The following is a 15,947-nucleotide window of genomic DNA, read 5'->3' on the forward strand; positions in this document are numbered from 1 at the left end:
GTACCGGAACCGCGACCACCGCGGCCAGCGCGGCCGGTGGGAACGGCAGCAGCGGCGGCAGCACGGCCGCGAGCAGCCCGGCAACGGTCGGGGCGCGGGGGTCGAGCACCGCCAACCGCGCCGGGGCAACCACCGGCAGCGGTACCAGCAGCAACAGCGGCGGCGCGGACGCCCCGGCGGTGGCCGGGGTCGGGGCGGGTGCCCGAGCGAGTACCCGCAGCGGCGCCGCGAGCGGCCGCAGCACGGCGAACACCACCAGCACCAGCACCGGCAACGGCGGGAGTGAGGGCCGCGGTGCGGACGTGCTGCCGATGCGGCGGTCCGGTGCACGTGGTCGCGCCCGCACCGGCACCCCGCGTGATTCGACGTTCACCCGGATCACGTAGCGGCCGTCCACATTCGCTGACCTGACTGACCTAGGAGCCTCGAGATGGGATCTCAGAAGTACGCCGGATGGCGCAAGCCCGAAAGCACTGGCCTGGTGCCGGGGTTGTCGACGGGCATGTCGATCGTGGTTGTCGTGGCGATCGCGATCGCGATCGGCTGCGCCTACCTGCTCAATTCGATGAAGCTGGCGTTCATCGTGCTGGCCGCCACGGTGGTGTTCGTGGGGCCGTCGATGATTCGGTTCCGGGGCACCGCCGCCGGTGACTACTTCCTGGCGTGGGTGCGCACGCTGCCGATTCGCCGCAAGCTCGCCCACCGCTACCGGACCGGCTTGTTCTCGCACGTGCCGGGCGGCCGTTCGCGTCTGCCCGGCTTGGCGTCGCCGATCATTCTCGACGGCCTGTTCGACCCCGAAGCCGGCGACGACGTGGGTGCGCTGGTCAACCCGGTGCACCGCACCATCACGGTGGTGATGCTGGTGACGGCCACCGGGCGGGCGACCCAGCCCGAGGCCACCACCGATGCCCAGGTCGCCGGGTGGGGTGAATTCATCCGGCAGGCCGGCGAGTTCGGCGATGTCGCCGGTATCGCGGTGGTCACCGAGACCAGGCCGGAGACCGGCGCCCGCTACGAAGTCGAGATCGAGAAGCGGCGGCACGCGGCCGCGCCCGCGCTCGCGCTGGAACTGATGGACGACCGCACCGTGGACCTGGCCCCGGATCGGCTGCGCTACAGCCAGCGCATCGCGGTCACGTTCCGCTACTCGAGCGGCAGTTTCGATCTCGGCTGCGAGATGGTGTCTCGGCGGCTGCCCGAGCTCAGCGCCGCGGCCGCCGGTGCCGGGCTCAACGCCACGTTCGCCACGGTGGGCGAGATCATCGCGTTCACGCACGCGGCGTTCAATCCGGCGGCGGGCCCGATCATCGATGAGGCGATGGCCCGCACCGGTGATCCCGGTCTGACGTGGGAGGACGCGGGCCCGACCTACCACGACGACGACCACCGCTACTACCTGCACGATTCGGGCAAGAGCTTCACTTTCCGCGCCTACGACTTCCCGGTCCAGCCGGTCGAAGAGGACGTGTTGGCGAAGCTGCTGGCCCGTAATCCGCGCACGCCGTACAAGCGGGTCACCATGATCTATCGCCCGTACCGGCCGCAGGACGCGATCGAGACCACCGATGCCGACTTCCGCGACGCCTACGCCGCCGCGCAGCGCCGCAAGCGCGGCCTGGTCGACGCCCGCCAGCAGATGCGCCTTGCCGACATCGGCGCCACCCGCGACGACCTGGCCGAGGGCCACGGTCTGACCCGGGTCGGGATGCTGGTCACGATCACCGTGCCCGTCGACGGGTCCGGCGTCGATGAAACCGACGCCATCCAGGCCGCGGGCGTGGCCGCCAGCATCAAGTTCGCCGACTGCTACAGCGACCAGGGCGCGATGTTCCTGACCGCGCTCGGCATCGGCGTCTACCCGGACATGGACGAGACCGACGTGACCGACATCCTGCGCGCCTGATCCCCGCCGCCTGGCGTTCCCCCAGTTCACACGCTCATATCAGCCATAGGGCCCATAGCGGCCATAGGAGGTTGTCATGCCCGCCCTGCCCCGCTTGTTCGTCCCGCGCCGTGTCACCGCGCCGCAGGAAGCCGACGCACGCGGCGCCGACGGTGTGCTCGATCCCGACGAGGTGGCCTACATCCGCGAGGCGATGCCGACGATGAGCATCGGCCGCAAGTTCAACGCCGCCCGCAAGCTCCGGGCCCACGAGCTGGCGGTGTGGCGCACCAGCCACACCGCGGCGCGGCAGCCGTGGCAGGCCGAGCGGCGGCCGTCGCCGCGCGGCTACCTCGCCCCCTACGGCGGGTACATGAAGAAGCCGATGCCGCTGCCGGAGATCCGCGGCACCACGTGCCGGGTGTGCGGGCTGTGGCCGTTCCCGTTGTCGACCGAGTTCGCCTCGCCCGGGTGGCCGATCGGCATCCAGGACGAGACCGCCACCCCGTTCTTTTTCGATCAGATGGCGTGGTTCGACGCGGAAATGATTTCCGCGCCGATCGCGGTGGTGCTGGGCCCCAACGGGTTCGGCAAATCGACGTTGGGCCGTCAGCTGGTGCTCGGTGGGCTCGCCTCCGGGCGGCACGTGATCTGCCCGGCCGACATCAAGCCCGATTACCGGCGGCTGTGCGAGCTGCTGAACGACAACGACGAGGGCCGCCAGGACGGGCAGGTGATCGAGGTCGGCCCCGGTCACGGCGTACTGAATCCCTTGGACCCCACGGCGTATGCGTGGGCGATCGACCGTCTGCCCGCCGACCACCCGGCCGTGCGCGGGCTGATGGCCGAGCTGCACCAGACCCAGTTGTTCAACCTCGAGGCCCTGGTGTCGCTGCGGCGGCGGGCACCGCTCGAGGATTTCGAGTCCGCCGCGATCAGCGCCGCGCTCACCGACCTGTACGCCGGTGACCGGTTCTCCCCGGCGCGGCCGCCGATCATCTCGGACCTGATCGATCAGCTCGAACAGCCGACCGAGGACATGCGGTATGCCGTGGCCGCCACCTCGGCCGAGGACTTCGCCGTCACCACGCACCGGCTGCTGCAATCGCTGAAGTCGCTGACCGTGGGCATGTTCGGCGAGGCGTTCAACGGCCAGACCACCACGCGCTTGAACCTCGAGGCCGCCATGATCGACATCGACCTGTCGATCATCAACGTTCACTCCGGCCGCGACCTGCGGGCCGCGATCATCGCGATCACCGGCATGGAGTCCCAGGCCGCCGTCGCGGCGCGTATGACGCTGGCCGACCACGGGTTCATCCGCAAGTCCGTGACCGACATCCACATGGACGAGCTGTCGCAGCTGCTCGACGTGGGCGGGTCGAGCCAGATCAAGAGCTTGGACCGGATCACCCGCACCAACCGCACCGACGGCATGACCCTGACCACCTACACCCACACGGTCACCGACTTCACGAAGGTGTCGGCGGATGCGACCGAGCAGGGCAAGGCGACCGGGTTCATCTCCCGATCCAAGGTCACCTTCACCGGCCCGATCAACGGCTACGAGATCGACGCCCAAGCCGGCCTCATCGACTACACCGACCGCGAGCGGGCCCGCCTGCTGTCGTGGACCTCCGCGCCGCCCCCGGCCCAGACCGGGCACAAGACCATGCCGCACCCCGGCAAGGGCCGGTTCATCGCCAAGTGGGGCGACGACCCCGACCGGCCCGGCCTGGCGTTCCGCACGTGGATCAGCCCGGTCGAGCGCGAGTTGGGCATCCACGACACCAACACCGGTATGCGGACGGACTAGCGCGATGGAATCGACACCGCTCATCCGCCACTGGCGCAAGATCGCCGCCGTCGTCCTGCTGCTGTTCCTGCTGCTGGCCCGCTGCGCCCAGGAACAGGACAACGCCGGATGCGGCCCGACCGGCGGCGGCATCACCGTCACCGGCCCGTTGGCCTACCCGCTGGACCCCAGCGTGGAAGTCGGGTCCGGCTACCGCAGCGCGGACCGGCCCGATCACCGCGGCGTGGACTTCCCGGTGCCCACCGGCAGCCCGGTCTATGCGATGGCCGACGGCACTGTCACCGCCGCTCAGGACAGCGGCGTGCAGGGGTTCGGCGGATGGGTGGTCATCGATCACGTCATCGACGGCAAACCGATGTCCACCGTGTACGGGCACATGGACCCCGGCGGGGTGCTGGTCTCCGTCGGTGACCAGGTGACCGCCGGGCAGACCATCGCCCGATCCGGCAACTCCGGCCAATCGTCGGGCCCGCACCTGCATTTCGAGGTCTGGAACGGCAATCGGCTCGCCGGAGGCACCGACACCGACCCCGGCCCCTACCTCGAGGCCGCCCGCAACGGCACCAGCAGCAACGGCAGCCCCGCACCGGTGCCCGGTGAGGATCTGGCCGCGGAGGCATCCACCGCTGTGGACCGCAACGCCGTCGCCGTCATCTCCGCCGGCAAGGCGATGGGCGCCCCTGACGAGGCGATCGTCAGCGCCCTCGCCGTCGGCCTGGTCGAGTCCGGGCTACGCAACCTGGCCTCCCGCGCGGTCCCGGAATCGATGTCCTACCCCAACGACGGCGTGGCCCCCGGCGACTACGACTCGGTGGGCATCCTCCAGCAGCGCCCCAGCCAGGGATGGGGATCGGTGAAAGACCTGATGGACCCCGGTTTCCAGGCCCGCAACTACTTCGAGCGGTTCTTGTCCTCCGATTGGCAGTCCAAGTCCTTCACCGAGGCCGCCGCCGACATCCAGCGCCCGCGCGAGGACCTGCGCTACAAGTACGGCGAACGTGAGGCCGAGGCCCGCGAGATCTTCACCCGCCTGCAAGGCGTCGCGCCGACCAGCCCCGGATGCCCCCGGCCGGGCTCCCCCGGCCAAGCCCCCGCACCGGGCGACCCCAGCACCGGCGCGGCCATCGTCGCGGCCGCCCGCTCGCAGATCGGATTGCCCTACGTGTGGGGCGGTGGAGACGCCAACGGCCCCACCGGCGGCGGGTTCGACTGCTCCGGGCTCACCCTCTACGCGATCGCCCAAGCCACCGGCGGCGCCGTCGTGCTGCCGCACTACACCGGCGACCCCGGCAACCCCGGCCAGATGGGGCAAGGCGTCCCCGTCGCCGACCTGTCCCAAGCCGAGCCCGGCGACCTGGTGTTCTTCGGGTCCGGCGGTGCCGCCGATCACGTCGGCGTCTACGCCGGTGCCGGGCAGATGATCCACGCCCCCACCTTCGGCCAGACCGTCACCGAGGCCCCCGTCTCCGACGGCGGCCAGCTCATCGCCATCCGCCGCTACACCGGCCAGACCGACACCGGCCCGACCGCAGTGTCGGCGGCCGCCAACAGCATTGGAGGTACGCAGTGAACACACCCGCAGCACACGGACCAGACGCGCGACGGATCGCCGCGGCCATCGACCGCCACGTCCGCCGCGCCATGCTCGCGGTGCACCTGGCGGTGATCGCCACCGTCCCCGCACTGGTTCCCGCCCTCACCGGCGGCGCCGACGACCCCGCCGCGGTCCTGCTGTGGTGGGTCGGTGGTGTCGTCGTCTGGGTGCTGGCAATCCAGCTCGCCGAACCGGCCGCCACCGGTGCCCGCGGCCGCGCGCTGCGCGTCTACGTGCTGACCACCGCCGTGATCGGCGCCGTCTACACCCTCTACGCCGGGTACCTGCTGCTCGACGGCGGTTTCGGGGGTGCGCGATGACCTACCGCACCTACCGCCAGCGGTTGGCCGCCGCGCTGCTCGCGCTCACCGTGACCGCCGTCGCGGCCTGCTCCAGGCCCGCAGACGATTTCGGCGAACACGACCACGACCACGGCACCGGCGTGCCGTCCGGAGCCAGCATCGCCCCGCTGCCGCCGCTGCCTGCCCCGTGGACAGAACTCGACCGCAGCGACCCCCAGGCGGTCGCCGTGGCCGCGGTGACCGCACTGTTCGACTGGAGACCCGCCGACGGCGACACCGGCCCCGAGGCCGCCGTACGCCGCGCCAAGCCCCTGCTGACACCCCGTGCCGCACAGGACTACCGGCCCTACCCGGTCCCCCGCCAGCTGTGGGAGCAGTGGATGGACCGCCGCGCCGAGATCCGCACGACCACCGAGGTCAGCAGCGAACAGCATCCCGTCGACACCGATGTGACCTGGCAACGCAAGCTCGTCACCCGCATCGACGCCGACGGCACCGCGCCGTTCACCGCCGCAACGCTGGTCACGGTCACCAAACAACCGGTCTGGACCGTCACCGCCGTCACCACCATGCCGACCTGACCAGCACTCAAACACGAGGCAAGCCAACGAAGTTGGCGCGGCAGCACCTTCCACCCGCAGCGCCAAATGCGGGCCGGACAGGAGGCAGTGCCGGTGACGGGAAACACCGGTCCCGCCGAGCAGCCGCGCCAACAGGAGGACAACAGCAGCGATGCCGAACGAGTTCCGACAGCGACCGGCGCTTGCGCGCCTATCCCTTTCAGACGCACGAAATTCGGGTGACACGTTTTCCGCGTGTCGCCCTCCAAATCTGCTGCCGCTCATGGCAGGATCAGCAGCCGTGGGAAAGCGCGGACCGAAGGGACACAGCTACACCACCGAGCGCGTCGTTTTCCGCCTCCACGAGAACGTGGAACGGCTTGTCGACGAACTGCGGGGGTGCACGTGCTCGAACCCGTCGCGGTGCCAGTGCGGGTGTGAAGACCGCAGCGCCTTCCTGACGAAGTTGTTGGCGAAGACGGCCAAGCGGGATCTGAAAGACCTGCTCGTGCCGAACAAGCCCGAGCACTTGAACCAGACCGAGATCGAGGGGGATCACCGCCGGTCCGCGTGACCCGGCGACTCGACAACACACCGACAGCGGCCGCGGTAACCAGCCCCGTGGCAGACGCCCAGAACTGAAAAATCCTCGCCAGTGTGCGAGGTAGGTCTACCGACCACCTGTGACAACGCCGAAAGGCTGTTGAAACGCCGAAAGCTCCTGGTTGGCGTCAGGAGCTTTCGGAAGTGTGGGGGGTGAGTTCCCGCTCAGCCCACCCGGTGGACCTACCAGCACCGCTACTCGTTTCAGGAACCCCGATGCTGGATAGCTCCGGGTTCGAGGATACCTTGCGCCCGGAAGAAGGCTCAACCGGTTCCGCGCGTGTCGGTATCTGCGATCCCACCACCGCTGATTCTCTAGCCGGCGACCGCCGGATTTCGCGCCCGACTCGCGCCCTGCTGGGCGCTCTCGACCGCGCCATATACACCCGCCCGTTCGTGGTGATCGATGCCGACAACCACGGTGAACCGGTGGATTCCCTCGCGGCCGCGCGCGCCGCGCTCACCGACGCGACCGCGGCCAGTGCTGCTGGCCGCCTGGCCGATGGCCTGGTCGCCGCCGACATCGACGCCGACGACCCCGTGATCGGGGATGCCGTCGCCGAAGCTCTCATCGCCTGGTGCCACCGGCACCAGCTCCCCTACCTGCTGCGCGATTCCGGCCGCCCTGGCGGGCGCCACGTCGTGGCCGTGTTGCAGGGCAAGGCCCGCGCGACGCAGTGGGCGGCGTTGTGCCGCCAGCTGGCCGCCAGCTACGGCGTGGTGGTCGATGACCGCACCGGCGCGGTGCTGCGGCTGCTGACCGCTCCACACCGGCGCGGCCTGCCCTCCCCCGTGCTGGCTTGCACGATCACCCCGGCAATGGTGATGGACCTGGCGACCCGCACCACCGGGCGCCGGGGCCGCCGACGGGCACAGCCCACCCCCGGCACCGGTTCCCGGTCGGAGACCGAATACGGGGCATCGTGCGCGATGGCCCGCGCCGGGTTCGACACCGAGACCGCGTGGCAGGAGATCGCCCGCCGCGACGGCAAATCCGCCGAACGCGGCCGCGACTGGTGGGTCCGGCACATGTGGGTCTCCGCGGTCACCGTCGCGGCCGCCGAAGACGGCCTAGACACCAACACGGCCTGGCAGCGTGTCCGCTCGCTGTGCCCGCGAATCGCCCGCCGCTGGTGGACACCGCTGTGGACCCGTGCGCGCGTCGAGGCCGCACAGGACCGACCGCGCCGCCGCCAGCTCGCCGCCGAGCCCGCACACGACCACGCCCAGGCCACGGCCCGAATCGACGCCCTGCGGGCCGCGTTCGCCGCCGCCACCGAGGCCCTGACCGGGGTGGACCCGCGCCGCCGCCGGTCGGTCGCGGCGGCCCTGCACGCCCTCTCGGCCGCGATCGTGACCCGTGGCGGGTCGATGTCCACCCGCGACCTGTCGATCCGTTCACGGCTCGATCTGGCCACCGTGCGCCGCGCCCTGGCCACCGCTGTCGAGCACGGCTTGATCGTGCGCGTGCACGAGTACGCAGGCGGCGCCGACGACTGCCACGCCTACGCCGCCGGTCCCGCCGTCACGATCCAGGCCGAAACCCCAGCTCCGCAGAGTTCTTCACTCACTAGGGGTACACCCCGCCCCCACGGCACCGCCTGCCCACACCGGCTACGTCGCGCCTACCAGCGCGACCGGATGATCTGGCGGCTCCGCAACGATGTCCTGGCCTCACTCGCCCCAGGTGAACGGCTTGCCACCTCCCAGCACCCTGCCGCCAAGCTCTTGCGGTCGCTGTGGGCCCAGCGCAAATGGTGGAACGCGCTCACCGACCAGCAGCGCCAGCAACGACGCACCGCCCGCCGGGCCGTGCTCGCCGGCCTGCACCGCAGCGACCAGCGGCGATGGTTCGCCTGGCTCGACCGCCGCCAGACCATCACCGCCGCCGTCGACGCCCTCACCACGAACCCAGGCCGGGCCCTGCCGCCAGATGCTGCGCGGGCCGTGCTCGCGGCACCGCTCACCGTCCACCGTGGGCTGCGCGATCCGCTATGGCGCGAAGGCGGCACACCAGCCGCCCCGACCGCCGCCGCGGCCGCCGATCAGCTGGTCCTCGCGGCCGCATGAGCCACGGACCCGATACTGGTGTGTCGGCCGGTGAAGGCCGCACCAAATCACTGGGAGGGGAACGCGATGCTGGTCACCCGGCACACCTACCGACTGCTCACTGCCGCCGCGGCCGCGGTAATGCTCACACTCGGCAGCGGCCTTGCGGTCGCGCAGCCCACGAGCCCGCCGACCACCAGTCCCCCGTCAGTCGGAGGGCTGACCCAGCCTGTGGCCACCGTGATCACCGGTGTGCTGGCGGTCGTTGCCGCGACCATTGCGCTAATTGGCGTCGTCCTTACCCGGCGGCAGACCGAAAAGCACTTCGCGGTGTCCCATCGGGCCGAGCAGGTACGCGGGCTGCGTGAGCGCTACACCACCTGTGCCCAGCAGCTCGGCGACGACCACGCCACCGTGCGGGCAGCAGGAGTGTATGCGCTGGTAGCGCTGGCAAAAGACTGGATCGCCCTCGGCCATGCCGATACCCGGACCAGATTGTGGAGCTCTTGGCTCAGGTCGGGGTCGAATACCGATGCGCCCCGTTCCAACGACGCTCAGACCTGCATCGACCTGCTGTGCTCCTACCTGCGGTCGCCGTGGGCGAACGTGTCGTCGTCTGGTGACGAACGAGAGGTCCGGATGGCGGGTATACGGGCGCTTAGTCAGTTCCGACAAGACGGTGCGCGAGAAGACCTGACCTACAGGAGTTCGGATTACAAGCTGGACCTTTCCGAAGCAGACTTCAGCAATCTCAGATTCGACAGCGGGGTCAACCTGTTCGGGGCCACGTTGTACAGGGCCGATCTGTCGATGGCCGAGATCCACCACGCCGACTTGCGTGCCGCCAACCTGGTCCACGCAAATCTCGTCGGTGCGGAGCTCCAGGGTGCCCAGCTCGCCGGCGCAGACCTCACGTCCGCAGACCTCACGTCCGCAGACCTGCGCCAGTCAAACCTCACCACGGCGAAGTTGCGTGAGGCCATACTCAGCCGGGCGAACCTGACTCAGGCGAACCTTTCCGAAGCCAACCTAAGCTGGTCGCAACTTCAAGAAGCATGTCTCTTGCGCGCCAATCTTGCGGGCGCCGAGTTGCGGGGGGCCAACCTCTCCGGCGCCAACCTCATAAACGCCGACCTCACTGGGGCCAACCTCACCCGCGCGACTCTCACTAACGCCAAACTCACCGGTACCAAGCTTGCCCGGGCCAAGCTTGAGGGGCACGACATCGACGGGTTGAAGCAGGCAGGGGCACAATTCCTTGAGCAGGGCGAGGTCGGTTAAAGCCGTGTGGGCGGTCCCCCTGCACACCGGGCGTGCCGCCCGGTGTCAGTTCGTGCGCTGCTTGGACTGCTGTTTGGGTGGGATCGGCGGCCACCGTTTGCCGTTGTTGAACTGCGCTTCCATGCGGGCGCACTTCTCTGCGATCGCTTCCCGGATGAACACCGAGTGCTCGCTGTTGCCGGTGAACGGATGGGTGTAGGCCACTACCGATTCCAGCCGCTCGGCCAGATCGAGCGGCAGCGAGACGAGCTTGTCCTTGGACCGGGCCATACGCTTGGTCCGCTTGCTCGTGCCGCCCGATTCCTTGCCTTCACCAGCGGCTTTCCCTGTGCCGCTATGGGCGCTATCTCCGCTGTGGCCGGTATCGGACTTGTGGCCGGTATCGGACTCCAGGGTGGTCACGGCCGGTTCCGGCGCCGCGGCCCGTGCCCGGGCGAACGGGTTCCGGCGGGCGGCTTCCTGCGGGTCCGGCAGCGGTGGCGGGGGGATCTTGCTCATCGCTCGGCAGCCTCCTTGTCGATACCGTCGAGGATCGCCGCGAAGTTCTCGGCGAAGAACCGGGTCCGGGCTGTCGGCTGAGGGTGCTGGTCCATGCCCAGCCCTGCGTTCGTCAGCCGCGAGATGTCTGCCGCCAGCGGGAACGGCTCCCCCAGGACCGGGATGCCAGCGTTGGCACAGTAGGTGCGGATGTAGTCGAGATTCGAGGCGTGGTCGCTGCGGGACTTGTTGAGCAAGTTGACCACCACGCCCGCGATCGGAAGCCGGTAGTCCATGAATTCTTCCAGGTCAGCGAGCGCTTTGATGACGGCCACCATGCCGTCGATGGCGTCGAACTCCGGTGCTACCACGATGACGACCGAGTCCGCGGCCAACATCGTGCCGCGGGTGACCAGATCCACGGCCGGACGGGTGTCGAACAGCACCCGGCCCTGCGTCTTGGCGTCCTTGAACGCGCGGCGGACCGACAGGTCACCGCCCGGCTTGCCCAGTAGCGAGTCCTGAACGGCCTGCATCTCCCCGAAACCGGACGGCGCCACGTAGATGCCCTCGCGCGTCTTCGCGGGCAGCACCACATCGGCCAGTTCCTTGTCCACCTGCCTGTCCAACACGTCGGCCAGCGTGCCCGTCGGCGGCACGTCGTCGGCGTGAAATCCGGTCAGATGTCGAGTGGTGTTCCCCTGCGGGTCCATGTCGCCGATCAGCACGGCCTCGCCGCGGGCGGCCGCCGCGTGCGCCAGGCCGTTCACGCACACCGTTTTGCCAGGCCCGCCCTTCAAATTCATCACTGCGGTAGCCGTCATGAGAGTCCCATCCTGACCGGGGGTGTATGCCCGATAGCCAACGCGGACACCATAGCAACAGGATGGCCGCAAAGGCGGCTAGTCACCATACGAGCCATATTCACCTACACATAACTATCACCTCTAGTGCCCATATGGGCACTAGAGGTGATAGTGTCAGCGTGCCGAGTTCGGGAATCGCGCGGAAACCCTGGCCTCGGCGTTACCGTGTGACCTATCGCCACTATCAGACCTGTCCGCGTAGGCGCCGCTACTGCGCATAGCACCCATGTTGCCCATATGGGAACAGATGCCAATACAGGCGGTGAAGCGAATACCGGAGATAGGTCCGATATGGGCTCTACAAGCGGAAGGGGTTGAGGTGACCGCTATGGCGACGATCGATCGGGTGGCCGAGGAAGCCCGGTTTCACCGGGCGGCGCTGCGGGCGCGGCCGGTGAAGCGTGACGCGATCCGGTATGCCTGCGAGCAGCTGGACGACCCGTCGGGGCCGGATGTGCGGCAGTGGCTTGCCGATCACGGATACCCGGTCGGTCGCACGTTGGTGTGGAAGGTGGTCAAGGAGTGGCGCGACGAGCGCGGCCTGGCCGCCACCGACACCGACAGCGGCGAGCGCGGCCTGTTCAGCGTCCCGGCCCCGGCCGAGGACACCGACGGCCCCGCTGCGGCCACCGAGCCCGAACCAGCCGCCGTCGCGGCCGCCGAGGTGGGGGAGACCGCGAACAGCCGTAGTGAACAGAGCGAACAGCCGTCAGGAGGCCCCACCGTGTTCGCTGTCGAGCAGACCGAACCGTTCACCGTCCCCGCGCCGACCGCGGCCGCCGAGCCCGAGCCGTGGGGGAGTGGTGAACAGGCCGAGAAAACCGCCGACACCGGCCCGCGAACGAGTGAACACCGCAGTGAACACCCGCCGGTGAACACGGTGAACATGATGAACACGGCCGCTGCGACGGTGCAGGTGCCCGCCGACGAGATCCCCGCGCCGCAGTCGGCCATGCTGGCACCACCGGCCCCGGTGAGCCCTCAGCGGCGCGAGCTGAACACCAGCAGTGAACAGGACCAGCCCGTTCGCCAGGTTCGCCCGCTGCCGACCTGGCCGGTGCTGCTGATGGCGTTCCCTGCGTTCGTGGCCATCTGGTCGGGGTGGGTCGGACTGGGCGAGCTGACCGGGTTCGGGGTGGTGCATCCCCTGCCCGGGATCGCCGACGGTTTCGAGATCAACACCGCGATCACGTTGCCGATCGGCGTCGAGGCATACGCCAGCTATGCCCTCTACGTGTGGCTATCGGGGCGGGTGCACACCCAGGCGACCCGCACCTACGCGATGGCGTCGGCGTTCGTGAGCCTGGCCATCGGCGCGGCCGGGCAGGTCGCCTACCACTTCATGGCCGCCCGCGGCATCACCGAGGCGCCGTGGTGGATCATCACCCTCGTCGCCTGCCTGCCCGTCGCCGTCGTCGGCATGGGCGCGGTCCTGGCCCACCTGGTGATCCGCGAACGCCACACCAACTGAACACACACCAGAACATCGAGCGAACGACCGAACGCGGGCCGCCGGACACCGGCGCCCGCGTTCGCTGTGTTCACTGCGGGGAGAGCAGACGAGCTGATAGAGCATGGTCGCCCCGACCGACACGGGCCGATGACAGTGAGCCGCGAGCGAACGAGTGAACGCCGCAGTGAACACGGTGAACCCGCGCCGGTGAACACAGCGAACGCGCGAACACGGCCGCTGCGGCGTGTTCGCTGTTCACTGTGAACACGGTGAACGCGTTGGTATACGACACGGATTCACGTTGGTATGCAACGTGGATATACGTTGGTATGTGACGTAGACATACGTTGATATGTGGCGTAGACTGTAGGTATGGCAATCGCTACAGCTCCTGACATCGACCTCGACGCCGAGGGCGTCTACCCGCTCGCTGGTGACGTGACGGTCACCGTGACCCCGCACGCCCGCTACTCCTATCCGCACGCCGATGGCGAGTGGCAGGACTCCGGTCCGCGCATGTGCATCACCGACTGGTGGTCCGGCGGCCGCGCGACCCGCTCGCGCCGCGACGCCGAACCCCGCGAGAACCGCCTGATCTGGACCGGTGGGGACGCCCACCGCACCACGTACGTGGCCGGGGCGGAGCGCATCTACTGCGTCGAGAGCGTCTACGACGCTGCGACCGCGTGGGCGATCCTGGCCGACACCGCCCGCGCCCACCTCGTCTACGACCGCTTGATCCGCGAGCGCCGGGCCCGTGCGGCGAAGGTGCTGGAGAAGGCCCGCCACGACTTCGACCGGCTCAGCCCACAGGCGAAGTTTCAGGGCCGTGACCGCTTGCTGGCCGAGGCCGAGCGGGTCTACCGGTGGGGCTATGTGCCCGAGGAAGACCTGAAAGCCGTGCTGTCCGACGACGATGTGGCCACGGTGGTGCGTAGGGCCGGCGAGATCGAGGGCACCCCGCTGTACCTGGCGGCAGAGCACGTGGCCGAGCGGATCGGCGTGGACGCGGCCACGATCCGGTCCTACCGGCACCGCGGCCTGCTGCCGGTGCCGGATCTGGAGCTGAGCGACCGGGCCGGGTGGATGTGGGACACCGTCGAGGCGTGGGTGCGGTCCCGGCGTGGGCGGGGGTGGGCCGCGGGCACCACCGCCGACGAAGCCGGCCGCCGATAGCCGCCCACCGCCCGGGCGCCCGGACCGCGAGTGCGGGCGCTCGGGGTACCCGATGCGGCGGCTGGCGACGCTGGTGGTGTCGCGCCGAAACGCCCGCGGCGGCGGTCTGGCCTGATACCCTCACACCCAACGGCGCACACAGTGCCTTGGCCCCGCGCCCTGCGGGGATGCGCCAGAGGCGCAACGCCTTCCCCGCGCTGGCGGGGATGACCCTGCTCACGCCACAGCTGCGTGACCTCCCCGCGCTGGCGGGGATCAGCGGTGATCGCGACGACCCCCTGCACGCCCTCTCGGGAGCGTGCAGGGGGGTGTCTCGACGTCACCGAGGCCCCGCGCACGCGGGGGAAGGCCCTGTGACCACCCCTTTCCGACCTGACGGATACCGCCATGCCGACTGCCCGCACCTACCCCTACAACGACAACAGCCGATACCACGTTCTCGCCGCCCGCGACGGGCGAGCCCGCGCCGCACACGCCGAGGTCTCCCGCGCCTGGCGGCGCAAGATCGCCACGCAGGCGTTCGATGACCGTGCCGCGCAAGTCCTGCTCGCGGCGGTGCGTGAGGGAATGACCGTCGCCGAGGCCGCCGCGGTGATCGAGGTCACCCACCAGCAGGTCTACGGCCGTGCCCGCTGGGACGGCGAGTTCCGCGAGGCGCTTGAGGACGCCCTCGACCAGACCTGCCCCGCCGGGGAATTCTGCGGGACCCCGAGCGGAGTCCGCCACCACGGCGGTCGCTGCAAAGCCTGCCGCGCAGCCAAACACCCACCCCGCACCGCGGCCGCCGACGGGTGAGCTGACCCGCCGGCCAGGGGTGGCGCGAAGGTTGGCCAGGACTCAGGCGCGGGTCAGGATGTCGGCGACGGTCTGGCCGTTGATGCCGGTCATGGTCGGTGCGATGCGCTGCGCGAGGGCGAGGGCGGCGGCCTCGGGCATCAGCACCGGATCGCTGCCCACGGTTCCGTCGGCCTCGTAGTAGTAGTCCGCGCCCTCGCTGACGCTGTATCCGGATTCGGTGCCGCGGATACGGTAGGCCACGGTGAGGCTGTAGTGCCGGTGGGCGGGGTGATCGATCGGCAGGCACGACACCCGGTAGGTCACGGCGGTGACGATGGGCTCGGGGATCTCGGGCACGGGTTCTCCTCAGTGGTGCTGGGGCGAGTCTCAGCGCGCGTCCGAGTGAACACGCCAGTGAACAGCAGTGAACACGGTGAGCGAACGCCGGACACGGTGTTCGCTCATGTTCGCTGTTCACAGTGAACAGCAGTGAACACGCGCGAACAATCGCGCCGAGGACGGGCCGGAGGCCGGCCCGACGCGACGGTCAGGATCGACCGTCTATCGGCCGGGCATTCGGATCTTGTCTTTCACTTTCAGCGGCGCATCTTCGGGTGCGGCGATGGTCTCGCTTATCCAGATCGGGATCTCGCGGGACTGCGACGGGTACCACTCACTGGCGGCGCCAGTGCCCGCGCACGACCCAGCGATGCGAATAGGTGCGTTTCGGGCGGCGTCCCCGTCGGTCGCGCCGGTGGCGGCCCGGCTGTAGAGCGGCGCATACCGCAGGTGAACGACCGGGGACGCCTGCCCTGATTTCCACCGCCGCCGCGACCACGAACCGGAAGGTTTTCGCGCTGAACGACGATCCGTTCTTGTCTGAGCATATGGACGAACGACAGCATCACGTTCATCACGTCGGCGGCGGTCCGGTCCGGGTCATACCGGGAGAGCAGCGCGACCCAATCGCCGGGGTCGGGAATCTGCACCGACCATTGTGGAAGCCGACAGGTTCGCGCCATATCCGTAGACCATCGAGACCGGACCAGGTGCTGAATCACTGCGAATATCGCTCAACATCGCGGCACACGTCGGGATCGGAAATGCG

The 15,947-nt window shown here is 69.4% G+C and carries 14 protein-coding genes and 1 pseudogene; 11 read left to right on the forward strand and 4 right to left on the reverse strand.

Annotated features, from left to right (window positions below; all coding sequences use genetic code 11):
• Nucleotides 1–397, reverse strand: a pseudogene (locus ON26_RS32990) (hypothetical protein); the annotation flags it as partial.
• Between the two features lie 33 nt (nucleotides 398–430).
• Between ON26_RS32990 and ON26_RS29045 the strand changes: the two are divergent.
• The 8 genes from ON26_RS29045 (at nucleotide 431) to ON26_RS31905 (ending at nucleotide 10,090) form a co-directional block, all read left to right on the forward strand.
• Complete coding sequence (locus ON26_RS29045; RefSeq protein WP_157172050.1) at nucleotides 431–1,906, forward strand: SCO6880 family protein; 1,476 nt, start codon at nucleotides 431–433, stop codon at nucleotides 1,904–1,906.
• Between the two features lie 76 nt (nucleotides 1,907–1,982).
• Complete coding sequence (locus ON26_RS33995; RefSeq protein ID WP_040801145.1) at nucleotides 1,983–3,701, forward strand: putative type IV secretion/conjugal transfer ATPase; 1,719 nt, start codon at nucleotides 1,983–1,985, stop codon at nucleotides 3,699–3,701.
• A gap of 4 nt (nucleotides 3,702–3,705) precedes the next feature.
• Nucleotides 3,706–5,271, forward strand: coding sequence for a peptidoglycan DD-metalloendopeptidase family protein (locus tag ON26_RS29055; protein WP_051027848.1), 1,566 nt, complete (start codon nucleotides 3,706–3,708; stop codon nucleotides 5,269–5,271).
• A complete protein-coding gene (locus ON26_RS32995) occupies nucleotides 5,268–5,615 on the forward strand; it encodes a hypothetical protein (RefSeq protein WP_157172051.1) in 348 nt (115 codons plus the stop codon). The genes ON26_RS29055 and ON26_RS32995 overlap by 4 nt, the downstream gene beginning before the upstream one ends.
• Nucleotides 5,612–6,178, forward strand: coding sequence for a hypothetical protein (locus ON26_RS33000; RefSeq protein WP_040801149.1), 567 nt, complete (start codon nucleotides 5,612–5,614; stop codon nucleotides 6,176–6,178). Before ON26_RS32995 ends, ON26_RS33000 begins: the two co-directional genes overlap by 4 nt.
• Nucleotides 6,179–6,458: 280 nt before the next feature.
• Nucleotides 6,459–6,731 (forward strand): hypothetical protein, encoded by a 273-nt coding sequence (locus tag ON26_RS29070; protein WP_040801151.1) that lies wholly within the window; start codon nucleotides 6,459–6,461, stop codon nucleotides 6,729–6,731.
• 458 nt (nucleotides 6,732–7,189) lie between these two features.
• Nucleotides 7,190–8,830 (forward strand): hypothetical protein, encoded by a 1,641-nt coding sequence (locus ON26_RS33005; protein WP_157172052.1) that lies wholly within the window; start codon nucleotides 7,190–7,192, stop codon nucleotides 8,828–8,830.
• 66 nt (nucleotides 8,831–8,896) lie between these two features.
• Nucleotides 8,897–10,090: a pentapeptide repeat-containing protein gene (locus tag ON26_RS31905; protein WP_051027850.1), complete on the forward strand. Its 1,194-nt coding sequence runs from the start codon at nucleotides 8,897–8,899 to the stop codon at nucleotides 10,088–10,090.
• Nucleotides 10,091–10,135: 45 nt separating this feature from the next.
• Here the strand turns inward: ON26_RS31905 and ON26_RS29085 are convergent, their stop codons facing one another.
• Together ON26_RS29085 and ON26_RS29090 are read right to left on the reverse strand one after the other, a co-directional pair.
• Entirely contained in the window at nucleotides 10,136–10,588 is a 453-nt protein-coding gene (locus tag ON26_RS29085; protein ID WP_040801155.1) for a hypothetical protein, read from the reverse strand.
• On the reverse strand, nucleotides 10,585–11,391 hold the full coding sequence (locus tag ON26_RS29090; protein WP_083884443.1) for a ParA family protein: 807 nt from the start codon (nucleotides 11,389–11,391) through the stop codon (nucleotides 10,585–10,587). The genes ON26_RS29085 and ON26_RS29090 overlap by 4 nt, the downstream gene beginning before the upstream one ends.
• 370 nt (nucleotides 11,392–11,761) lie before the next feature.
• On the opposite strand from ON26_RS29090, the gene ON26_RS34330 reads away from it, so the two are divergent.
• The 3 genes from ON26_RS34330 to ON26_RS31915 all read left to right on the forward strand — a co-directional run bounded on the left by ON26_RS34330 (nucleotide 11,762) and on the right by ON26_RS31915 (nucleotide 14,857).
• A complete protein-coding gene (locus ON26_RS34330) occupies nucleotides 11,762–12,904 on the forward strand; it encodes a hypothetical protein (RefSeq protein ID WP_218000648.1) in 1,143 nt (380 codons plus the stop codon).
• A gap of 354 nt (nucleotides 12,905–13,258) precedes the next feature.
• Entirely contained in the window at nucleotides 13,259–14,062 is an 804-nt protein-coding gene (locus tag ON26_RS34335; RefSeq protein ID WP_218000649.1) for a helix-turn-helix transcriptional regulator, read from the forward strand.
• 387 nt (nucleotides 14,063–14,449) lie between these two features.
• Nucleotides 14,450–14,857: a hypothetical protein gene (locus ON26_RS31915; RefSeq protein WP_051027854.1), complete on the forward strand. Its 408-nt coding sequence runs from the start codon at nucleotides 14,450–14,452 to the stop codon at nucleotides 14,855–14,857.
• A gap of 42 nt (nucleotides 14,858–14,899) precedes the next feature.
• Here the strand turns inward: ON26_RS31915 and ON26_RS29110 are convergent, their stop codons facing one another.
• Nucleotides 14,900–15,196, reverse strand: a complete 297-nt coding sequence (locus ON26_RS29110; protein WP_040801159.1) for a hypothetical protein — start codon at nucleotides 15,194–15,196, stop codon at nucleotides 14,900–14,902.
• Nucleotides 15,197–15,947: the final 751 nt, after the last annotated feature.

Origin of the sequence: Nocardia higoensis NBRC 100133 (genome assembly GCF_000308595.1) — a bacterium.
Classification (GTDB): domain Bacteria; phylum Actinomycetota; class Actinomycetes; order Mycobacteriales; family Mycobacteriaceae; genus Nocardia; species Nocardia higoensis.

Coding starts and splice junctions, on each gene's coding strand:
- ON26_RS34330 (WP_218000648.1), top strand. CDS start 11,762: ATGGCGACGATCGATCGGGTGGCCGAGGAAGCCCGGTTTCACCGGGCG.
- ON26_RS34335 (WP_218000649.1), top strand. CDS start 13,259: ATGGCAATCGCTACAGCTCCTGACATCGACCTCGACGCCGAGGGCGTC.
- ON26_RS31905 (WP_051027850.1), top strand. CDS start 8,897: ATGCTGGTCACCCGGCACACCTACCGACTGCTCACTGCCGCCGCGGCC.
- ON26_RS29055 (WP_051027848.1), top strand. CDS start 3,706: ATGGAATCGACACCGCTCATCCGCCACTGGCGCAAGATCGCCGCCGTC.
- ON26_RS31915 (WP_051027854.1), top strand. CDS start 14,450: ATGCCGACTGCCCGCACCTACCCCTACAACGACAACAGCCGATACCAC.
- ON26_RS33995 (WP_040801145.1), top strand. CDS start 1,983: ATGCCCGCCCTGCCCCGCTTGTTCGTCCCGCGCCGTGTCACCGCGCCG.
- ON26_RS29090 (WP_083884443.1), bottom strand. CDS start 11,391: ATGACGGCTACCGCAGTGATGAATTTGAAGGGCGGGCCTGGCAAAACG.
- ON26_RS29045 (WP_157172050.1), top strand. CDS start 431: ATGGGATCTCAGAAGTACGCCGGATGGCGCAAGCCCGAAAGCACTGGC.
- ON26_RS29085 (WP_040801155.1), bottom strand. CDS start 10,588: ATGAGCAAGATCCCCCCGCCACCGCTGCCGGACCCGCAGGAAGCCGCC.
- ON26_RS33000 (WP_040801149.1), top strand. CDS start 5,612: ATGACCTACCGCACCTACCGCCAGCGGTTGGCCGCCGCGCTGCTCGCG.